General features: G+C 49.8%; 17 protein-coding genes. 7 read left to right on the top strand and 10 right to left on the bottom strand.

Annotation, left to right across the window (positions count from 1 at the left end; all coding sequences use genetic code 11):
- The coding region (locus tag ACXLDX_RS14640) for a PilZ domain-containing protein (RefSeq protein WP_457577928.1) at nt 1-418 on the top strand (418 nt) is incomplete at its 5' end.
- A 16-nt stretch (nt 419-434) separates the two neighbouring features.
- On the opposite strand, the gene ACXLDX_RS14635 is transcribed toward ACXLDX_RS14640, so the two are convergent.
- The 5 genes from ACXLDX_RS14635 to guaB all read right to left on the bottom strand — a co-directional run bounded on the left by ACXLDX_RS14635 (nt 435) and on the right by guaB (nt 6,503).
- Complete coding sequence (locus tag ACXLDX_RS14635; RefSeq protein WP_457577927.1) at nt 435-1,514, bottom strand: phosphotransferase enzyme family protein; 1,080 nt, start codon at nt 1,512-1,514, stop codon at nt 435-437.
- Nucleotides 1,511-2,512: a glucokinase gene (glk, locus tag ACXLDX_RS14630; protein WP_457577926.1), complete on the bottom strand. Its 1,002-nt coding sequence runs from the start codon at nt 2,510-2,512 to the stop codon at nt 1,511-1,513. The genes ACXLDX_RS14635 and glk overlap by 4 nt, the downstream gene beginning before the upstream one ends.
- Nucleotides 2,513-2,535: 23 nt before the next feature.
- Nucleotides 2,536-3,300 (bottom strand): LabA-like NYN domain-containing protein, encoded by a 765-nt coding sequence (locus ACXLDX_RS14625; protein WP_457577925.1) that lies wholly within the window; start codon nt 3,298-3,300, stop codon nt 2,536-2,538.
- Nucleotides 3,301-3,303: 3 nt separating this feature from the next.
- Nucleotides 3,304-4,854, bottom strand: a complete 1,551-nt coding sequence (gene guaA, locus ACXLDX_RS14620; RefSeq protein ID WP_457577924.1) for a glutamine-hydrolyzing GMP synthase — start codon at nt 4,852-4,854, stop codon at nt 3,304-3,306.
- Between the two features lie 179 nt (nt 4,855-5,033).
- On the bottom strand, nt 5,034-6,503 hold the full coding sequence (gene guaB / locus ACXLDX_RS14615) for an IMP dehydrogenase (protein WP_457577923.1): 1,470 nt from the start codon (nt 6,501-6,503) through the stop codon (nt 5,034-5,036).
- A gap of 381 nt (nt 6,504-6,884) precedes the next feature.
- Here guaB and ACXLDX_RS14610 point away from each other — a divergent pair, with 381 nt between their 5' ends.
- Nucleotides 6,885-7,496, top strand: coding sequence for an L-threonylcarbamoyladenylate synthase (locus tag ACXLDX_RS14610; RefSeq protein WP_457577922.1), 612 nt, complete (start codon nt 6,885-6,887; stop codon nt 7,494-7,496).
- On the opposite strand, the gene ACXLDX_RS14605 is transcribed toward ACXLDX_RS14610, so the two are convergent.
- The 5 genes from ACXLDX_RS14605 to ACXLDX_RS14585 all read right to left on the bottom strand — a co-directional run bounded on the left by ACXLDX_RS14605 (nt 7,480) and on the right by ACXLDX_RS14585 (nt 13,513).
- Nucleotides 7,480-7,764, bottom strand: a complete 285-nt coding sequence (locus ACXLDX_RS14605) for an HU family DNA-binding protein (RefSeq protein WP_457577921.1) — start codon at nt 7,762-7,764, stop codon at nt 7,480-7,482. The genes ACXLDX_RS14610 and ACXLDX_RS14605 overlap by 17 nt on opposite strands.
- Nucleotides 7,765-7,890: 126 nt before the next feature.
- A complete protein-coding gene (locus ACXLDX_RS14600) occupies nt 7,891-9,621 on the bottom strand; it encodes a 30S ribosomal protein S1 (RefSeq protein WP_457577920.1) in 1,731 nt (576 codons plus the stop codon).
- Nucleotides 9,622-9,900: 279 nt separating this feature from the next.
- Nucleotides 9,901-11,433, bottom strand: coding sequence for a DEAD/DEAH box helicase (locus ACXLDX_RS14595; protein ID WP_457577919.1), 1,533 nt, complete (start codon nt 11,431-11,433; stop codon nt 9,901-9,903).
- Between the two features lie 176 nt (nt 11,434-11,609).
- Entirely contained in the window at nt 11,610-12,329 is a 720-nt protein-coding gene (locus tag ACXLDX_RS14590) for a hypothetical protein (RefSeq protein WP_457577918.1), read from the bottom strand.
- A gap of 2 nt (nt 12,330-12,331) precedes the next feature.
- On the bottom strand, nt 12,332-13,513 hold the full coding sequence (locus tag ACXLDX_RS14585) for a type IV pilus twitching motility protein PilT (RefSeq protein WP_457577917.1): 1,182 nt from the start codon (nt 13,511-13,513) through the stop codon (nt 12,332-12,334).
- A 306-nt stretch (nt 13,514-13,819) separates the two neighbouring features.
- On the opposite strand from ACXLDX_RS14585, the gene ilvD reads away from it, so the two are divergent.
- From ilvD to ilvA, 5 genes are all read left to right on the top strand, one after another.
- Nucleotides 13,820-15,661: a dihydroxy-acid dehydratase gene (ilvD, locus tag ACXLDX_RS14580; RefSeq protein ID WP_457577916.1), complete on the top strand. Its 1,842-nt coding sequence runs from the start codon at nt 13,820-13,822 to the stop codon at nt 15,659-15,661.
- A gap of 371 nt (nt 15,662-16,032) precedes the next feature.
- Nucleotides 16,033-17,811 carry an FAD-dependent oxidoreductase gene (locus tag ACXLDX_RS14575; RefSeq protein WP_457577915.1) on the top strand — a complete coding sequence of 593 codons (1,779 nt, stop codon included), beginning with the start codon at nt 16,033-16,035 and terminating at the stop codon, nt 17,809-17,811.
- Nucleotides 17,808-19,673 (top strand): 2-oxoacid:acceptor oxidoreductase subunit alpha, encoded by a 1,866-nt coding sequence (locus ACXLDX_RS14570; protein ID WP_457577914.1) that lies wholly within the window; start codon nt 17,808-17,810, stop codon nt 19,671-19,673. Before ACXLDX_RS14575 ends, ACXLDX_RS14570 begins: the two co-directional genes overlap by 4 nt.
- Nucleotides 19,670-20,722, top strand: coding sequence for a 2-oxoacid:ferredoxin oxidoreductase subunit beta (locus ACXLDX_RS14565; RefSeq protein WP_457577913.1), 1,053 nt, complete (start codon nt 19,670-19,672; stop codon nt 20,720-20,722). Before ACXLDX_RS14570 ends, ACXLDX_RS14565 begins: the two co-directional genes overlap by 4 nt.
- 60 nt (nt 20,723-20,782) lie before the next feature.
- On the top strand, nt 20,783-22,291 hold the full coding sequence (gene ilvA, locus ACXLDX_RS14560; RefSeq protein WP_457577912.1) for a threonine ammonia-lyase, biosynthetic: 1,509 nt from the start codon (nt 20,783-20,785) through the stop codon (nt 22,289-22,291).
- Nucleotides 22,292-22,296: the final 5 nt, after the last annotated feature.

The raw sequence follows: 22,296 nt of genomic DNA, 5'->3' as shown, positions 1-22,296 counted from the left end.
GCTGCTGAAAAGCTTGAACAATCCCTCTCCCCTGCTCTTTCTCGAGTATCCCGCAACCATCCATTACCATGAACTGAGAAAGGCAAAAAGAACCATTATTTTCGTTCCCTGTACCTTTCATCCGGGGTCACAGCCGGAGTGCTATGGAGCTCTGACGGATCTCAGCATTTCCGGTTGTCTCTGTCAAATAAAAAACGCGAAGAACCGGAAATTACCTCAGTTGAACATACATGACCGCGTTCACCTGCGATGCCTGCTTCCCGGCACAACTGAAGAGCAGAAAATACACGGCATCATACGTAACCTGAAAAAGGAAAAACATGCCACCAGGATAGGTGTCGAATTTGAAAATCTACAGCCCCACCTCCATGAAATAATCAGCAATTATATTTATGCAGCGGATAATTACATGAAATAACAAACCTATTTACAGATCAACCCTCGGCGGCTTCTCGAATTTCTTTTTCATGGTTCTCTATTTCTTCAGCCAGCCTGAACTGGACTACAGCCCGCTGCAGATTCTCTCCCGGTTGATCCACCTTGAAATATGTATCACCAGCGAGATGATCGGTAAAAAAACGTAAACCCAGCTCAAAGGTCAGCAGGAGGACCGCATCGTAAATATAACCGCGCTCCACCGGGGAAAGGCGGCTATACACTGATTTTAAATACCCCGTCAGAATTCCCCGACAGATATCCATGTCAAAACGGACAGCAGTTTTCCCGGAATGATCCTCACCTGTACTGTTACAGCAGGAACGAAGACAGTCTCCGAGATCAAACTGGACAAGTCCGGCCGCAACCGTGTCGAGATCAATCAGGCCACTCCCAGCCGAATCCGTGTGAAAAATAAAATTATCAATCTTGGGGTCGCCATGCACCGCTTGATCTTTGAGTATCCCCTTCTCTTTTGCCCGGTCAAAGAAAGTCGCACGACTACGGTACCTTTCCACTGCATGAAAACAGTACAACCAGTCCTCATTCATTGCCTGCTCTTTGGCACGGAGTGCATTAAACTGGTTGAGATAATGAGAAAGATTATGAAATCCGGGCAGGGGATCATGCAGTTCCGACAAGGTCAGATCAGCCACAAGCCCATGAAAAAACGCGAGAGCATCACCTATCTGTTCTGCCCGGGAGGCAGAAAGAGGCAACATCAGAGGTTGATGATCCAGGTACGTCTGGGCTCTCCAGAAACCTCCAATACCATCCCTGAAAAACTTGTCGCCCCCGGTGGTCAACACCGGTCTGGCGAACAGCCATTTCCTGTCAATATTTCTGCACTTTTTTTCTAAATGGGCGATAAGTGAAAAAAAATTTTCTATGACATGACGCGGCTCCGGGAAAACACTGGCGGAAATGCGCTGCAGAATAATTTTCCGGGAACCGGACTGGACCAGGCAGGTAGTATTAATATTGCCTTTCCTGATAATTTCAATGGAACAATGGGGATATTGGGGACAGAACTGCTCCACAGCCTGCATAAGTTCCGGATTCTTCTCCACTCCGTTCATGACTGCAGAAAGAGCTGACCGATTCTGACCGCACCAAGAAGAGCTGCCTCCTTTCGTACTATCAGCTTTACAGGAATCTGACGCAACAGCTCTGCCATGGGCCCTTTGTCAACAAATCTATTTAAAAAAGTATCAAACGAAATTCTGCCGGATAACCGGGGAACAATACCCCCGCCGATATAGATACCGCCCCGCGCGGACAGTTTCAGGGCGAGGTTTCCCGCTTCACTGCCGAGCATTGCCAGAAAAAGCTCCAGGCTCCTGCGGCACCAGGGGCACTCCTTCTGCACTCCCAGCTCCACAATTGCAGGTGTCCGGTCACCATCACCGGCCAGAAGAGCAGTATCATCTCCTGCCCCTGCAAAACGATAGTATTCCCGACAGAAATCATAAATAAGAGAAATACCGGGGCCGGAGAGAAAATTTTCATAACTGACCGGCTGCTTTTTCCGGCGCATCCAGGTAAGAAGAGCCAGTTCAGTCTCCGTTACCGGCCCAAAATCCACGTGCCCGCCTTCCGATCCCCTGGCAAAAAAACGGCCGTCACCCTCGATGAGAAATCCCTGGCCCAGACCGGTACCTGGAGCGAGAACGCCTTTTATTTCATTGTCAAACGCTGTCCCCGGCTTCAATTCAACCAGATCATCTTCCGCCAGCAGTGGAAGCGCGCCGGCCAGGGCGGTCAAATCATTGACAAGAACTGTTTCTGTAAAACCAAATCGTTTTTCGAGAACAGTGCAGTCTATTCTCTCCCATTCCAGATTTGTCAGGACTGCAGTTCTGCCGCTCACCACCCCCGCAACGCCGAGGACTGCGAACTGCGGCGTTGTTCCCATATCGGCCAGAAAAGTGGCGATCACCTCTCTCAGAGATGAAAATTGACTGCTGACATAGCGTTTGCCGGTCAGAAAGGTAAACGTCCTGGAGGTGATTTCGTAGAGTGCCACCTCACTTTTCGTGCCACCCACATCGGCTACCAGCAATATAGCCATGTCCATTTTACTCAGCTCCCCGCAGCAGCTTATTCATCCAGAAGCTGGATATCCCAGGCCTCGGTTCTGCTGTTGTTATCCGGATTGGTAATAATTGTAAACTCAAAAATATTGGCAGAATCAAGAAAGAGGGAATCGTTAATATCCACTGCCTTGGAGCAGTGAAAAAAAACCGACTGCGCTTCCAACCCTTTACCTGTAAGAGTGTAATAACGCATGAATCCGAACCCCCGCTCAGGATTGTAATTGATTGGAATCCCCCTTTGACGGTTTTCTCCGTTCGTGGTGGTGATCGGCAGCAACCCCGGAACCAGGTAACCCGAGAGAAAACTGTCTGCCGCCTCTTTCAGCTCATTGCTCACATGTTTGAAACCGATCACTTCCACCCGGCATCCCATGTTCTGCAGGGCCAGAATCAAACGGATAAAATCACCATCTCCCGTAAGCAGGATGATACGATCCAGATTCCTGGCCTGGAGCAGGGCGTCAATGGCCAGATCCATGTCCGCATTGGCCTTGGTCGTCAGGATCCCTTCATCATCAATAAAATGTTTCACATATTTTTTAATAACCTTGAAACCACACTGGCGGATAACATCGTGATACCTGTACAGTTTCTGCCGGTATTCCGGATCAGTTTTCGTCCGTTCCCTGTCCTCTGCCAGGTAGGAATTGGCCCGGAGCAGAGTGGAATTTCCACCACCGGCAAGCTCAACCAGTACATCGTAACGCATGCCGTATCCGCCGCACATGCGGATATTTTCCGCGTCCACATAAATTCCGGATTTAAGCATAATCTATTCCCACTCAATAGTAGCCGGCGGTTTTGAGGAGATGTCATAAACCACCCGGTTGACCCCACGAACCTCATTGATGATCCTCGATGAAATCTCTCCGAGAATATCATATGGCAGTCTGGACCAGTCAGCGGTCATAGCATCCCGCGAATCAACACAACGAATGGCAATGACATGTTCATAGGTCCGCCCGTCTCCCATAACTCCCACAGTCTGAATGGGCAGCAGGACCGCAAAGGACTGCCAGACCTTTCTGTACCAGCCCGCCTTCCTCATTTCGTCCAGGACAATCACATCGGACTGCCTGAGAATGCGTAATCTCTCATCCGTAACCTCTCCCATGATTCTGATACCGAGCCCCGGCCCCGGAAACGGCTGCCGGTAGATGGCCTCTTCCGGTAATCCCAGCTCCAGACCAAGCTCTCTGACCTCGTCCTTGAAGAGTTCACGAAGGGGTTCGATCAACTCCAGCTGCATGATCTCCGGCAAGCCTCCCACATTATGATGGGACTTGATGGGCGCCTCTCCCCGAAAGGAGACTGATTCAATCACATCCGGATATAATGTCCCCTGGGCCAGGTATTTCACACCACCAATTTTTTTTGCTTCTTCTTCAAAGATCCTGATAAATCCCAATCCGATACGTTTACGCTTCACTTCAGGATCCTTGACCCCGGCAAGCTCACCCAGAAAGAAATCAGTAGCATCCACATCAATCACGTTAAGCTTACTCTTCTCCTTGAAAAAACGAAGAATTGACTGGGATTCCCCTTCCCGCATCAAGCCGTTATTCACATAAATGCAGGTCAGATTATCTCCTACAGCCCGATGGACGATGGCTGCCGCCACGGAGCTGTCCACCCCGCCGGAAAGAGCGCAGATGACCTTGTCATTCCCTGCCTTTTCACGGATTTCAGCCGTGTGTTTTTCTATAAATGACTGCATGGTCCAACTGGGACTGCAGTTACAGATTCCAAAGATAAAATTCCTCAACACATCCGTCCCGATGAGCGTATGGGCCACCTCCGGGTGAAACTGGACAGCAACAAAGGGTTTTTCCCTGTGTCTCAATGCGGCATACGGAGAATTGTCACTGACAGCCGTGACCTCAAAACCGTCGGGAATGACTTCGATCCTGTCCCCATGGCTCATCCACACCTGGTGTTTTGCCTCACCCATTTCAAGTCCGGCAAAAAGCCCTTCACTGAAATTCGCTGACAGATAGGCCTTACCGAACTCTCTTTTCTCGGCATTTTCCACCTTGCCGCCCAACTGCTGGATCATCAGCTGGGCACCGTAACATATTCCGAGAACAGGGATATCAAGTTCCAGAATTGCCGGATCACAATGGGGGGCATCCTTATCATAGACAGAACACGGGCCTCCGGACAGTACAATTCCGGCAGGAGCCAGCTTAAGGATTTTCTCAAGGGTAATTGAAAAGGGATGTATTTCGCTGTAAACCTTCTGTTCCCGGATTCGCCTTGCAATAAGCTGGGTTGTCTGGGAACCGAAATCGAGGATGAGGATATTTTCATCATGCATAGTCATAATTGCTCACTTTCAGTAAGAAAAATAATCGAAATTACCCCTGGGAGACTGTCCGAGAACAACCATTTTTTTCAAATCAAACTATTTTGAAAAAACAAGCACAGTCATACACGCAATATCAGGCATTATTTTTCACAATAACGCAGAATTGGGGAAAAAGGACTTTCTCTGACAGCCTCCTAGGCAGTCCGATAGTTGGGAGCCTCTTTGGTGATAATAACATCATGAACATGGGATTCACGCAGGCCTGCCGCGGAAATACGTACAAACTTTGCGCGCTTCTGCAGTTCTTCAATAGTAGACGCACCCACATAACCCATTCCTGATCTCAACCCGCCAAGCATTTGGTAGATAACGGTTGAAATGGGGCCTCTGTAGGGTACCTTACCCTCGATTCCTTCAGGAACAAGTTTGGAAGAGGCATTGACCTCAGCCTGGAAATACCTGTCAGCTGACCCTTCGGTCTGGCTCATGGCCCCTAAAGACCCCATGCCGCGATACCCTTTATATGTCCTGCCCTGATATAAAAAGGTATCTCCCGGTGTTTCGTCAGTTCCGGCAAACATACTGCCCAGCATGACAGTGGAAGCTCCGGCTCCAATGGCCTTGGCCAGGTCTCCGGAATGTTTGATGCCGCCATCGGCGATAATCGGTATATTATGCTCATTTGCCACCTTGACACAGTTTCGGATAGCCGTCATCTGGGGCACACCGACACCGGCCACTATCCTGGTTGTACAGATTGAACCAGGGCCGATCCCGACTTTCACCGCATTGGCACCGGCACTGATCAGATCCGCCGTACCTTCTGCCGTGGCAACATTTCCCGCAATAACCGGGAGTTCCGGATATTCTTTTTTCACCCTCGCCACAGCTTCAATAACTCCCTTTGAATGACCGTGGGCCGAGTCAATGACAACCACATCAACACCCACTTCCAGCAGCTTCCCGGCATTATCTTCAAGCTGTGGACCCACTCCCATGGCAGCCCCCACCAGCAGACGACCGAACTGATCCTTTGCTGCCAGGGGATATTTTTTGATTTTTTCCAGATCCTTGATAGTAATCAACCCCTTGAGGGCGCCATCATCATCCACAACAAGCAGTTTTTCAATCCGGTGTTCGTGGAGCAGGGCTTTGGAGTGTTCCAGGTCAATGCCTACCCTGGCGGTGACCAGGTTCTTGCTGGTCATGACATCGGAAACCCGCAGGCCATCATCGGAAACAAAACGCAGGTCCCGGTTGGTTACAATCCCCACAAGCTTCCCCCCATGGAGAACCGGCAGACCCGAAATCTTGTACATGCTCATAATTTTCTGAACATCAGCCACCGACTGGCTCTGGGTGACGGTAATCGGATCGATGATCATCCCCGATTCAGACTTTTTCACCCGCTCAACCTCCAGAACCTGCTGCTCAATGGTCATGTTCTTATGGATAATTCCCATGCCGCCTTCCCTGGCCATGGCTATTGCCGTACGATGTTCCGTGACGGTGTCCATAGCTGAACTGACCAGGGGAGTATTGAGAAAGAGAGTATCCGTCAGCCTGGTTCTCAAACTCACCTCATTGGGCAAAACCTCCGAAGCAGAGGGTACAAGGAGCAAATCGTCAAATGTAAGCGCTGTTTCAATATGATCCGGTAACATGGTCCCTCCTCATCAGGACTGGAGGTACAGAGAAAATCATAATTCCCCTGCCCTCCTTATGAAATTTCATCTGCAGAACTCAGGTTTATATATATAATTTTTTAACAGCCAAAAAAGAAATTTGATGTATAATCCCTTTTTCTGTTTGTTGAATACAGTTTAAATCCAGGAATCATCACCATGGGGTCCCGGTGGATTCAAAGGGAATTACCCACGGTACCCCGGCTTTTCCGGTCTCTTTTTCCCGGCCAGATCTGCTGTTGCGGGCAATAAAGCCTGAAAAAACTTGTGTATCTTTTGAGTAATTACAATTTAAAAAACATTGGGTTTTTAACCCTGTGAGCAGTTACGATTCAGGAATAAATTTGTAAAACCGACATTATGCTTCTTGCTATAAATCCACACAATCCACAACAACGACTTGTCGACCAGGTTATAAAGCGACTGAAAAACGGCCAGGTAATATGCTATCCAACCGATACAGGTTACGGGATCGGTTGTGACCTGAAAAACCAGAAAGCGATCAAACGTATCATAAAACTGAAAAACAGGTCCAGACAGAAACCTTTTTCATTCATGTGCTCCGATCTGAAACATATCAGCCAGTACGCCCATGTTTCAAACAGTGCTTACAGACTGCTGAAAAAGAATCTGCCCGGTCCTTACACCTTCGTCCTCCCGGGCACAAAACTGGTCCCGAAAATGATGGCCACAAAACAGAAAACCGTCGGCATAAGGGTTCCGGGCCATCCTATCTGTCAACTCCTGCTGACAACTCTCGGCAACCCTATCATCAATACCAGTGTGCAGCTCCAGGAAGAAGAATACCTGCTTTCTGAACCTTTTGAAATTGAAGAATACCTGAAAAACAGGGTCGACCTGATCATTGACGGCGGCCCTGTCTATCCTGATCCCTCTTCCGTTATTGACCTGACCGGAGATTATCCGGAAATCCTCCGTGAAGGCAAAGGGGACGTTAGTCCGTTTCGCTGATCAGTGCCTCTTTCAGAGATTTACTCATGGTGAAATGAAGCGTTTTCCGCTCCGGAATATTCATGATTTTTCCAGTTCTGGGGTTCCTGGTTGACCTGGGCTTTCTGCTTCTCACCGAGAAACTGCCGTACCCGCGCAATTCTATTCTCCTGTTATCCACCAGGGCACCAGCCATAGTTTCAAGTAAAATATCCACAGCAAGCCCTATATCCTGTTTCTGCATGGCAAGCTCATTACTCACCCTGTCTACAAGTTCTTTTTTCAACATAATCAATACGTTTTAGAATATTACAAGTCACAGACCGTAACCTGACGGATCACGGAATTACCTATAAAAAAAGGTTGTCCTGCCGGAGGGCAAGACAACCTGAAATTTTCAGTCAAATAGGAAAACTTAACCCTCGTCTGAAGAATCTCCACCTTCCGCAGCCGCTTTCAACAGGTCACCAAAAGTCGAAGGTGCTGTTTTTTCAGGTGCCTTCTCTGCCTTCTTGAATTTCTCAACGGCAGCCTCTTCATCTTCACCTTCCAGGGTCTTCACAGAGAGTCCGATTTTGCGGTCTTTTGCTGAAACATTGATGACAATAGCCTTAAGGGTATCACCGACCTGATACATGCCGATGGGAGTCTTTACCTTGTCCTTACTGATCTCAGAGACATGAACAAGGCCTTCAATACCTTCTTCAAGTTTCACAAAAACACCAAAATCGGTAACATTGGTGATTTCTCCTTCAACCACAGTTCCGGAAGGATAATTATTATAAGCGGCCTGCCACGGATCCGGTACAAGCTGCTTGATACCGAGGGAGAATCGTTCATTCTCCTTGTCGATTTTAAGAACAACCGCCTGAATCGTCTCACCCTTGGTGTACTTCTCGGAAGGATGCTTGATTCGCTCGGTCCAGGAAAGATCGGAGACATGGATAAGTCCGTCAATACCCTCCTCAATTCCGATAAAGACACCAAAATCTGTAATATTTTTAATTTTTCCTTCAATAATGGAACCGACAGGATAGTTCTCGGTGACGAGATCCCACGGGTTGGGCTGCAGCTGCTTCATGCCAAGGGATATCCGCTTGGTTTCCGTTTCGATATTAAGCACCATTATCTCAAGCTCATCCCCCACGGCAACCATCTTGGACGGATGACGCGGCTTCTTAGACCAGGTCATTTCAGAAACATGAATAAGCCCCTCGACGCCCTCTTCAAGCTCTACAAATACACCGTAATCAGTTATCGATACAACCTTCCCGGTTGTCTTTTCACCAACGGGATATTTTTCAACCACAGTCTCCCAAGGATCGTCGCGAAGTTGCTTGACACCGAGAGAAACACGATCTTTTTCCTTGTCGTATTTAAGTACTTTTACTTCCAGTTCCTCGCCAACCTTGTACAGCTTGGCAGGATGAGAAACCCGCCCCCAGGAAAGATCAGTGATATGACAGAGACCGTCCATTCCGCCCATATCAATAAAGAGACCGTAATCGGTGATATTGGTGATGGCACCCTTGATGATCTGGCCTTCTTCAAGCTTGGAACGCATTTGTTCACGCAGTTTCTGGCGCTCTTCTTCAAGAATGGCACGGCGGGAAATAACAACATTATTCCGCTTACGATTGAATTTCAGGATCTTGAATTCAAAAACCTGTCCTATGAGAGCGTCAAGATCCTTGACGGGCCGCAAATCAATCTGGGAATAGGGCAGGAAGGCGGGGACACCGATATCCACGGACATTCCGCCTTTCACACGACTTTCAATCCGACCTTCTATAATACCATCGGCTTCCTGGATCTCGGCAATCTTCTCCCAGACCTTGATCGCAATGGCCTTCTCCCGTGACAGAAGCAGTCCGCCTTCCTCTTTTCGGCGTTCTACAAACACCTCAAAAACATCACCGACTTTTATTTCGGCATCATCTTCCTGGCGAAACTCGGATTTAGCGATATAGCTTTCAGCCTTATCACCCACATCAACAAGAAAATAATCATCAACGGCACCGATTATAGTGCCCATGGCCACATCGCCAACAGCGACCACCTTGTTATTTTCTTCCATTTCAAAGAGCTCTGCAAAGCTCAGATCTTCATCACCGCCCGGGGTTGATTGTTTCAATTCTTCTGTCATGGATTTTCTCTTTTTGCAGACCAGAGGCCAACGGGTTAAGATTACAGCATCTCCCTTCACACGGGGAGTGCCAAAAGAAAACAAGGCCACCTTCCGGACAGGAAAGTAACCTTCACCGATTTGAACATTACTTTATATCAACTTTTATTCGAAAGAACAAGATACTTGCTGAAAAATGTCTGTTTTTTTATGAATAACTCTATTCTCCTGAATTCTCGGTTGTCGGTTCCGCCTGAAAACCGCATCCCCAGTCAGCCTGAGTTTCATGGGTAATCAGAATTATTTTTTTACCTCATTCCTGGATTTTCGTGAGTGGTTTCTCTTCTTTCCTCCCCGCCTCCGGTAAGAACTCCCCTTTTTCACGGGTGCAGCTTTGCGGGGTTTCGGCGGAGTGACGAGAAGAGACTCATCCGGCTGAACACAGTCGAGTTTTCTGCCGATATATTCTTCAATATCCGGAAGGTAAAAAGAACCTTCCTCGCAGGCGAAGCTCACAGCCCGTCCCGCCGCTCCAGCCCGGCCAGTCCGCCCGATTCGATGCACATAATCTTCAGGTTCATACGGCAGGGTGTAATTAACAACAAAGGTGATGCCCTCGATATGTATGCCTCTTCCGGCAACATCCGTAGCCACAAGAACTTTCACCTTACCGGAGCGGAACTGCTCAAGCCTCGTCATTCGTTTATTCTGTTGAACATCCCCGGAGAGGAGAACACAGTCAATACCATTTCGTTTCAGCCTGTCTGCCAGCCTTTTTGTTTCATTCTTCATATTGGCAAAGACAATGATTCTCTCCTCTTCGTTCTGCCTGATAAGATTGTAGAGAATTGAATATTTATCTTCAGAAGTTGCCAGATAAACCACCTGCTCCACCGTTTCAACTGCCACCTGTTCCGGTTCAGCCTCTACCATTTTCGGTTCAACACACCACTGCATGGCCAGTCGTTTGACATCCTCCGGCACGGTTGCGGAAAACAGCATGGTCTGCCGCTTTTCCCTGTGTGGTGTTCGCCCCACAATTCTCCGGACATCGGGAATAAACCCCATATCCAGCATACGATCCGCCTCATCCAGGACGAGAATGGAGCATTTACTCAAAGAGAGAACATTTTTCCCCAGAAAATCAATCAGACGTCCGGGAGTAGCCACAACCAGATCACATCTCTTATTGCGCAGGCTGTCCATCTGTTTGCGATAGTCAACACCACCGTAAACCGGTCTCACGGCAAGGTTACAGTATTTGGCCAGCCCTTCAGCGTCCTTTGCGATCTGCATGACCAGTTCCCTGGTCGGGGCCAGTACCAGAGCCCGGACCCCTTTCACAGCCCCGCCTCTTTCCTTTTCTTCCTGCAGTAACCTGGCCAGAATGGCAATGAGAAATACCGCACTTTTACCTGTACCGGTATTGGCCTTACCCACAAGATCCCTGCCCGCCAGAACGTCGGCAAGGGCCTTTTCCTGAATGGCGGTGCAATATTTAAAACCCTGGTCGGCTATTGCCCTCATCACCTGGAGAGGAATATCAAAATCGTGGAAACGAGTTTTTCCGGGAACCGGATCAACAGGGAATTTACCCAGGCTCCACGGTTTTTTCCTGCGACGTTTTCGGGGAACAGAAGAACGGCTGTTCTCATGCGGCTGTTTCACCTGAGGTTTCTTTTTTTCCCGACTTTCCGCATCTGCCGTCACCTTTTGCGGCTCATCTTCAACACGTTTCTTCTTTCCACCCAGCATTCTGCCCAGCTTCAATTTTCCGGTGCGCGCCAACTGCTTTATTTTACTTCCGGCAGACAGAATATCTTGTTTTATCATCTATTATTTACCACCTCAGGCATCTGTGATGCCCGTAATTTTAATGGGTGCCTTGAAAAATCCTGAATCAGTGACAGATTCAGGAAAATCAGATTTTCCGGTTGAGACCGGGGTACAGGGGAATCGGACCAAAAGGCAATTTTTCAAAGTTATCTTTGCTTCAACCACAGACCCGGTTATTCTTTACCGGCGACACGCAGTTCTTCCATCAGGGGACCGAACAGTGCCTCATATTCCGGTATTGTTTTTCTCAACACGGTTTCTATATAGGGAATCTCGGCGTCATTAACAACAAGATTAGCAGAACAGGCCAGAGCCTGCAGATTATAAAGTGTCTTGAATTCCGAGCCGATCAGCACATAGAAAATAAATCTGCGCCTGGCCATTTTGAGATTTCGCATATATTGATGAAAGAGACCCGATTCTATCCCTTGGGGCTCAAACCCGCTATGGAGAAAGACAGAAGCAAAATTGACAAACTGCATCTTGGCAATGGCCTGGTCAGGCGTGTCTGCCATTTCCACCCTGTATCCGAATTTCTCTGCAGCCTCGATCACAACTTTCCTTTCGGGGACATCAGGCATAAGGACAAGGGTCTGGGGAATATCCTCCACCACATCCGTATCTTCAAAAATTCCATCCTTGAGCCACGAAAGATCAGGAGCATCCGGAGGCTGAACACCATTTCCCGCCGGGTTATCCTGTTTTTCCCGCCCTGCCTCTTTTGCTTCCGACATCAGACGATCCGTTTCCAGACCAAAAGAATTTGAACATTGAACACATTTAATCCTGATCTTCTTTCCCGGCCCCAGCTTCCTGATACTTTCCCGAAATTTGCCGCTCATTTTGAGCCGCTTCCCGCAATGGGGACAATCAACAATCATTTCACCCTCCATTCTCACCGCCTGGAAAAACCGAATTCATCCTCGTCTTCGTCCTCCATCATCAGATCGGAGAGGGAAGACGTCGCCTCGCCTCTTTCCGCTTTCAACCGGTCAATTCCCCTTGTCATTTCATTGCGCTGGGAACAGTAGGTAATCGCACTTTCTTCAGTAATCAGACCACGGCTGAACAATTCGAGAATATGCTGATCAAATGTACGCATATCCAGCGCCGAACCTTCACGTATAATATTATAAAATGTCTTGTCTTCCGTCTCTCCGTTGAGAATGAGATCCTTCACCCGGAGACTGGTTCTGAGAATTTCCATAGCTGCAATCCGCCCTCCCCCTACCCTTGGCAGGAGGCGCTGGCCCACAATCCATCTGATTGTATCCACCAGCCTGTTACGCACCTGGGGCTGTTCTTCCTGTTCGAACATACCCAGGATTCTGTTTATCGTCTGCCCGGCATCAATGGTATGGAGAGTTGACAATACAAGATGACCTGTTTCCGCGGCTGTCAGACCGATTTCCATGGTATCCCTGTCCCGCATCTCACCCACGAGGAGAACCTTCGGAGCCTGACGCAGGGCAGCCCTCATTCCGACCGCAAAAGTACTGAAGTCATTACCAAGCTCCCGCTGGTTAAAAGTTGCCCTATGCTGTTCATGGACATATTCAATGGGATCCTCCAGGGTAACCACATGAACTGAACGTTCATGATTTATGCGGTCAAGAAGGGCAGCAAGTGAAGTTGTCTTACCGGTTCCGGTCGCACCGGTAAACAGAATCAAACCATTCAGTTCCGCAGCCATTTTACCGAAGGCATCAGGAAACTGCATTGACTCGATGGACGGCACTTCTGTTTCAAGTTTTCTCAGGACAGTGGTGAAATACCCTTTCTGGGTAAAAATATTTACTCTGAAGCGGGCCTTGTCCGTCAGGGAATAGGAAAGATCGCATGAGCCGGTTTCCACAAGGTCCCTCAGCAGTCGTTTATTGCTGCCGATCAGATTGAGCGCAAAGGTCTCCGTCTGAAAGGGCGTCAGTTCATGGACCGGTGGAATGACGTCCACCGGCACAAGCTGGCCGGCCGACTCAACCTGCAGTTCTTTTCCGACAGTAATGTTCAGATCAGAAACGTGACTGTGGGACTCAAGCATTGCCGTTATCCAATAATCAATCTCCGTTTTTTTCATGCAATTCCCCAATAAATCCCTTTATTTTCCCCTGTAAACTTTTGCCTGAAAGATCACACGGAATTCTATACAATTATTCCCAGAAAATCAGACTCACCCGGAACCGGAGAGTCGGGACTCCACATCACCATCAAATACTGACAAACTCCGGCGATGAGCATTATTTAGGTACACTCCACTACACTTTCATAGTATATTGTCTATAATCTCTCAAGAGTTACAAGTTTTTTTTTATTTTATCCACTCATTTCTCGTTTCCGGCTCCTGCGTGTCCCGGGATCGGAAATATTCATCCGGGGTATTTTCATGACAATCCAATTGCGCAGCGCAACAACCACAACAGGCAGAAGAATGGCCGGTGCACGGAGTCTCTGGCGGGCGAACGGCATGAAGGAAGAACATTTCGGCAAACCCGTTATAGCCATTGTCAACTCCTTTACCCAGTTTGTTCCCGGTCATGTTCATCTCCACGAAATCGGTCAGCATTTAAAAAACATCATAGAAGCAAAAGGCTGTTTTGCAGCCGAGTTCAACACCATCGCCATTGACGATGGTATTGCCATGGGCCATTCCGGTATGCTCTATTCTCTGCCTTCCCGGGATCTGATCGCCGACAGTGTCGAATACATGTGCAATGCCCATACCGTCGATGCCATGATCTGCATCAGCAACTGTGACAAGATAACACCCGGTATGCTGATGGCTGCCATGCGCCTCAATATCCCGACAATTTTTGTGTCGGGCGGTCCCATGGAAGCGGGAAGAGACGGCGAAAAAAAATATGACCTGGTGGATGCCATGGTCATGGCCGCTGACAGGGAAATAAGCGATGAAGAGGTGGAAGCTGTGGAACGGTGCGCATGCCCCACCTGCGGTTCCTGCTCCGGGATGTTCACAGCCAATTCCATGAACTGCCTCAATGAGGCTCTGGGCCTGGCCCTGCCCGGCAACGGCACTGTTGTCGCGACCCATAAAAACCGCAGGCTGCTCTTTGAGAGAGCAGCAAAACGTATCGTCGAGATGGCCGCCGCATGGTATGAGAAAGGTGACGATTCTGTATTGCCCAGATCAATTGCCTCCCACGCAGCCTTTATGAATGCAATGTCCCTTGACATCGCCATGGGAGGCTCCACAAATACTGTGCTCCATCTGCTGGCCATAGCCCATGAAGCGGGAGTCGATTTCACCATGGCCGATATCGATTCCCTCTCCAGAAAAGTTCCCAATCTCTGCAAGGTCTCTCCTTCCTCCCACTATCACATTGAAGATGTTAACCGGGCGGGAGGGATCATGGGAATCCTCGGCGAACTTGAGCGGGGCGGCCTGCTGGATACAAATGTCTGCCGGGTGGACAGCCCCACCTTGAAGGCAACCCTGGACAGGTGGGACATCAAACGGGAAGACCACGATTCCGGAGCGGATGAACTTTATCTGAGCGGCCCGGGGAACCAGGGCAAAAACCTTGTTCTCGGCTCCCAGGAACGTGCGTATGAAAAGGCGGACCTGGACAGAAGCGCAGGTTGTATCAGGGATATTGACCATTGCTACAGTAAAGATGGTGGCCTTGCCGTACTCTTTGGCAATATTGCAGTAGATGGCTGCATTGTTAAAACGGCGGGAGTTGACCCCTCAATTTTTGTTTTCAACGGAACCGCCAGGGTATATTCCTCCCAGGAGGCAGCCTGTGATGCCATCCTCGGTGACAAAATTAAGAGCGGAGATGTCATTGTCATCCGCTACGAAGGCCCTAAAGGCGGACCAGGCATGCAGGAGATGCTCTACCCCACCTCCTACCTCAAGTCAATTCACCTGGGGGCGGAATGCGCCCTGATCACCGACGGCCGATTTTCCGGGGGCACCTCTGGTCTTTCCATCGGTCACGTCTCCCCCGAGGCGGCGGCAGGAGGCGCAATTGCCCTGATTGAAGACGGTGATACAATAGAAATTGATATCCCCGCCCGAACAATCAACCTGGCCGTATCAGAAGAAGAGTTAAAAAAACGACGGGAAAGAGAAGAGGCAAGAGGATCGAACGCCTTTTCTCCTACGGACCGTGACAGACCAATATCGACTGCCCTGAAGACCTATGCCCTGTTTGCCTCTTCAGCTGATAAAGGGGCTGTGCGTATACTCCCTGAAAAACCATAAAACCTAAAACCTGCACTTCATCCGAATAAAGTGACGGCGACTTGATATTTTTCACAGGTAGCGCAACTCCGAACTTGCCAATTGCAGGATTTTAGGTGCCAATCATTTATTGTAATTGGTCACATGAGCAGCAACTCTATGATTTTATTACTTTTGAACTGTAATTGCTCACAGGTGCCGCAGATTTTGCAGGCTCTTCTTCGCTGTAGCCAACCTGTGCGGACAAAAGAGACCGTGAAAAGCCGGGGTACCTGTGAATAATTACCTTTTATTTGCTCCTTTATGCTGAATCCCTATAATATAAGAGACAGGTCTATTTCAATCGGGCCGTTTTTTCCTGCGGCTCGCAAATACCGTTAGAGGAGTCATTTTTGAAACCGACAGACATCTCCCATCCCGAGTACTTCCATAAGGTCATTGACTGCCAGTTTGCCTGCCCGGCCCATACACCGGTTCCGGAATATATCCGGTTGATCAGCCACGGCAAATATGACGAGGCCTTTGCCATCAACTGGCAGTCCAACGTTTTTCCCGGCATTCTGGGAAGAATCTGCGACCGCCCCTGTGAACCTGCCTGCCGGCGCCTGCGGGTTGAAGAAACACCGGTTGCCATCTGCCGCCTGAAAAGGGTTGCCGCCGACCACAAAAACCCGGAAACCCGCTTCACACCCGAAGTTCCTGCCCAAAAAAACGGTAAAAAAATAGGCTTGATCGGAGGTGGTCCTGCCTCTCTCACGGTTGCCCGGGATCTCCTGCAGCTCGGCTACAGCATCGACCTTTATGACGATCAGTCAAAGGCGGGTGGTTTTGTCCGCACCCAGGTTCCCTCGTTCAGATTGCCCGAGAAAGTACTTAACGAGGAAGTAGACCGCATTCTTGACATGGGGGTCAACACAATTTTTGACACCTACGTGGACAGCCTGCAGGCAATTCTGGACAGAAATTATGATGCCGTTTTTATCGGAACAGGTGCTCCCAGGGGGCGGGATCTTCCCGATCTGCCGGGCAGAAAGGAAGGGGATGAGTCAATCTTTATAGGCATTGACTGGCTTGCCGGGGTACTCTATCGGCATATCACCCGGGTCCCCGAAAAAGTAATAGTCCTGGGGGGCGGCAATACCGCCATGGACTGCTGCAGAACGGCAAGGCGCATGGGTGGCATGGATGTCAGGGTATTCGTCAGAAGTCCGCGTAAAGACATGAAGGCCTCACCCTGGGAAATCGAAGATGCCGAGGCGGAATCAATCCCGATCATCGACAATCACTCTCCCCTCGAATTTGTTGTCAAAAACGGCAAACTTACCGGAATGCTTTTTGACAGGGTAAAAGCAACCTATGATGACAACGGTAAAAGAACGCTTCTCTCCACGGGAGAAGAGCCTGTATTTACTGAATGCGACCTTGTTCTTCTGGCCGTGGGTCAACAGAATGCCTTTCCCTGGATAGAAGAGTCAACCGGCATCAAAATGAATGACCGGGGACTGCCCGTTGTGGACAAAATCACCCACCAGTCCAGTCTTCCCCATGTCTTTTTTGGAGGAGACGCAGCCTTCGGCCCCAGGAATGTCATCACCGCCGTGGCCCACGGCCATGCGGCAGCCATCTCCATTGACCTGTTCTGCCGGGGTAAAGATCTGCATGACAGACCGGGGCCCGAAACTGCCTTGATTGAACAGAAAATGGACATGCACGACTGGCTTTACGACAGCCAGGTATCCGAAGACAGGAGGTTTACCGTACCAACAGTGGACAGGGTTAAATCATTGCAGGACAGACTGCTGGAGGTTGAACTCGGCTATGATCGGAAAAAAGGCCACAGGGAAGCCATGCGGTGTCTGAACTGCGATGTGCAGACAGTTTTTGACTATTCAACCTGTATTGAATGTGACGGTTGCGTGGATGTCTGTCCCGTCTCATGCATCAATTTTACTGAAAACGGAGAAGAGGAAGAGTTGAGAACCCGTCTTCTTGCTCCGGCAGACAATCTTGACCAGGCACTTTATGTCTCGGAAGAACTCCCCACGGGCAGGGTAATGGTCAAGGATGAAAACGTCTGCCTGCACTGTGGACTCTGTGCCGAAAGATGCCCCACCGCCTCCTGGGAAATGAAAAAATACACCTATAATTCACCTATGGCCGGTCAGAAATGAAAACTGTAAAAAAAATAAGCAAAATAAACGATTTTGTTATCCGGTTCTGCAATGTCAACGGTTCCGGCTCCGCCAGTGCGAACAATCTGTTTGCCAGGGCCATCTTTCGCCTCGGTATACCGGTCAGCCCGAAAAACATCTTTCCCTCCAATATCCAGGGATTGCCCACCTGGTATGAAGTCCGGGTCAACGAGGACGGTTTTCTGGGCCGACGGGGAGGAATAGACATGGCCGTGGCCGTCAATGGTCAGACCCTGTTCAAAGATTACCAGGAACTGCTGCCCGGGGGCTACTTTCTCTATGATTCCACCCGGGATCTGCCGGAAAATTTTACCCGCACGGATATAACCGTCATCGGCATCCCCCTTACCGCCCTGTGTAACGAGGCCTTCAGCAATCCCAAACTCAGGCAGCTGCTGAAAAACATTATCTACGTGGGCTCACTCTCCTACCTGCTGGATATCGAATTTGATGTCCTTACGGATTCAATAAAAAAACAGTTTCAAAAAAAACCGAAACTGGCTGATCCCAATATTCTGGCCCTTGAAATCGGCTTTGCCCATGCCGAAAAACATTACAGAAACTGCTGTGAACTTTCAATTCGCAGAAGCAATAAGCTCAACGGCGACATTATGATGAGCGGCAACTCCGCATTCGGCCTGGGGGCCGTATACGCCGGAGCAACCGTTGTCGGCTGGTATCCAATCACTCCATCCACCTCGGTTGTGGAAGCCTTTGAGCGCTATGCCGACCGGTTCAGGGTTGAAGAGGACACAGGCAGACACAAGGTTGCCATAATCCAGGCAGAAGATGAGCTGGCAGCTATAGGTATCGTCATCGGTGCCTCCTGGAACGGAGCCAGGGCCTTTACCGCCACCTCAGGCCCCGGAATATCCCTGATGAGCGAATTTCTCGGTCTGGCCTATTTCGCGGAAATCCCGGTAGTCCTTATCGACGTCCAACGCACCGGGCCTTCCACCGGCATGCCCACCAGGACCCAGCAGTCTGACTTGCTGTCCTGCGCCTATGCCTCCCACGGTGACACCAAAAACGTGCTGCTCTTTCCCTGCGACCCCAAGGAATGCTTCGAACTGGGTGCCGACGCCTTCGATCTGGCCGAACGGCTTCAGACACCGGTCATAATCATGAGTGACCTTGATCTCGGTATGAACGACCATGTCTGTGCTCCCATGGAGTGGGAAGAGGGCAGAAAATATGACAGGGGCAAGGTTCTTACCGCCGAAGACCTGGAAAACATGCAGGAAAAATGGGGCCGCTACCTGGATGTAGACGGGGACGGTATCTGCTACCGCACCTTTCCAGGAACCCACCCCACCAAAGGCGCCTATTTCACCAGGGGAACATCCCATAATGAATATTCAGCCTATACGGAAGAGAGCAGCGATTACGAAGCCAATATGAAACGACTGCTGGTCAAGTGGGAAACCGCCCGCGGTCTGGTGCCCGCTCCCCGGACTAAAATTAACGATCCTGACTGTAAAACCGGTCTGATTTTTTTCGGGACCTCGACCCATTCCACCTACGAGGCCATAAGCAGACTTGCAGAAGAGGGACAGGTCTGCAACAGCCTCAGGATTCGCGCCTTTCCTTTTCATGATGAAATCCTCGATTTTATCGAACGCCATGAAACACTGTTTGTCATTGAGCAGAACAGGGATGCACAAATGCGTACCCTGCTCATCAACGAATGCGGAACATGCCGGGATAAACTGCAGTCCATTCTCAATATTGACGGCCTGCCGATCACGGCAAATTTCATCACTGACTGCATCCGTAATGCTCCCCTCCATAACACGGTAGAACCATTCCCGAAACAATACAGCACCGGAGAAAAATCATGAGCTATAGACGCCCCGGTTTCCGTCATCCGAAACAGCCTGAAAATGACGCAGGGTATACCCGTACTGATTACGAAGGCGCCATTTCGACCCTGTGCGCAGGATGCGGACATGACTCCACGACAAATGCCATTATTCAGGCCTGTTTTGAACTCAATATCGAGCCGCACCGGGTGGTAAAAATCTCGGGCATAGGCTGTTCCTCCAAAACCCCCGCCTATTTTCTCGGCCGTTCCCACGGGTTCAATTCCGTTCACGGCAGAATGCCGTCCATCGCAACCGGGGCCAATATGGCCAACAGGGAACTGCTCTATATCGGCATCTCCGGAGACGGCGACACCGCTTCCATCGGCATGGGCCAGTTTGCCCACGCCCTGCGCCGCAACCTGAATCTGAATTATATCTGCATGAACAACGGCTGCTACGGTCTGACCAAGGGGCAGGACTCCGCCACGGCAGACCGGGGATCATCAGGGAAACGTGGAGTTCCCAACCCATATGAATCCATTGACCTCTGTGAACTGGCCATTGAACTGGGGGCCAGTTTTGTGGCCAGGGGTTTTTCCGGGGATAAACGACAACTGGTTCCTTTACTCAAAGCCGCAATGGCCCATTCCGGCCTTGCCTTTGTTGATGTCATCTCTCCCTGTGTCACCTTCAATAACACCAGCAGCTCAACGAAAAGCTACCAGTATGTGCGTGAGCATATTGAGGCCACAAACACCTTTGATTTTGTTCCCCTCCAGCAGGAAATCCTCACCCATTATGAAGAAGGCACCAGCCAGGAGGTTGTCATGCATGACGGTTCCATCATTCACCTCCACAAGGCCGATTCCAGCAAAGATGTCACCAACCGCCTGAAAGCGGTCAACAACCTGGAGAGAGAAAAGGAAAAGGGCAGGCTCCTCACCGGTATTCTCTATATTAATCCGGATATTGAGGAGACCCACGATATCATCAACTCCACCCTCCGGCCCCTGAACAGCCTGACAGAAGAAGACCTCTGTCCCGGCAGCGCGACCCTGGAAGAAATCAACGCTTCTCTCAGGTAGATACCACGGGACCATGACCGTGGTTAAAAATTGCTGAAAACTCCACCGCTCAGGACTATTTTGCAGACACTGATAAAAAAAATCCTCACATCCCGCGTCTATGAGGCCGCAATAGAAACACCCCTCGAAGAGGCCGCGACTTTATCTTTTGCAACCACCAACCGGATTCTCCTTAAACGGGAAGATAAGCAGCCGGTTTTCTCTTTTAAAATTCGTGGAGCGTATAACAGAATTGCTCATCTTACCCCGGAAGAAAGAAAAAAAGGGATCATTACCGCATCCGCCGGCAACCATGCCCAGGGAGTCGCCTTTGCCGCAAGAAAACTTGGTATCCATGCTCTCGTAGTAATGCCTGAAACAACCCCACAAATTAAAGTGGATGCAGTCCAGAGTTTTGGTGCCGAAGTTGTTCTCCACGGCAGCAACTACTCTGAAGCAGCCGACTATATGACGGCTCTAGCCGAACAGACGGGAATGATTTTTATCCATCCTTTCAATGATGAACTTGTCATCGCAGGACAGGGAACCATCGGCAATGAGATACTTCGGCAACATCCGGGTCGTCTTGATGCTGTTTTTGTGCCGGTTGGCGGAGGAGGCCTGATCAGCGGGATCGGCGCCTATATCAAAAACCTGCGACCGGAAATAAAACTGATCGGAGTGGAGCCCGCTGACAGTGACGCCATGTTCCGCTCGCTGGCAAAGGGGAAAAAAACCGCTCTCGACAAGGTTGGTATCTTTGCCGATGGTGTTGCTGTCCGGGAAGTGGGCGACCTTACCTATGAACTCTGTCGGCAATATGTTGACAGAATAATCAGGGTCAGCACAGATGAGCTCTGCAGCGGTATCAAGGCCGTTTACCAGGCAACACGCTCAATTGTCGAACCTGCCGGAGCACTGGGGCTTACCGGTCTTCTGAAATATATCAGCGAAACCGGCTGCAGCGGCAAAACCCTTCTTGCCATCAATTCCGGCGCCAATATGAACTTTGAAAGACTTCGCTATGTTGCGGAACGGACCCTTGTCGGGGAGAAACAGGAAGCCCTTTTTGCGGTCACCATCCCCGAGAAACCCGGCAGTCTCAAGGCCTTCTGCCGTGATATGATTGCCAGCCGCAATATAACCGAATTCAACTACCGCCTCTCATCCAGAAAGCAGGCTCATATCTTTGTCGGCATTTCAATACAAAGGGAAGAAGAACGGACAACTTTCGCGGACCAGCTGGACAGGGCCGGTTACAAAAATCTTGACCTGACGGATAACGACCTCGCCAAGACCCACATCCGCTACATGGTGGGCGGACACAGTGATATTGTGGAAAATGAAAGACTGTTCAGATTCTGGTTCCCGGAAACCCCAGGAGCATTGACCCGTTTCCTGGAAACAACGAGGGGGCATCACAATATTTCCCTCTTCCATTACAGGGCCCAGGGTGGCGACTTCGGCAGAGTACTGATCGGACTTGAATGTCCCGGTGAATCAGGTACCGGACTGAACAGGCGACTGGACAAACTGGGTTATCGTTACCAGGAAGAAACAGACAACCGGGCGTACCGGCTGTTTCTCTAACCGTG

It is taken from the genome of Desulfomarina sp., from assembly GCF_054039375.1.
Note: the sequence above shows the minus strand (reverse complement) of the source record. Positions and strands in the feature narration are given on the sequence as shown.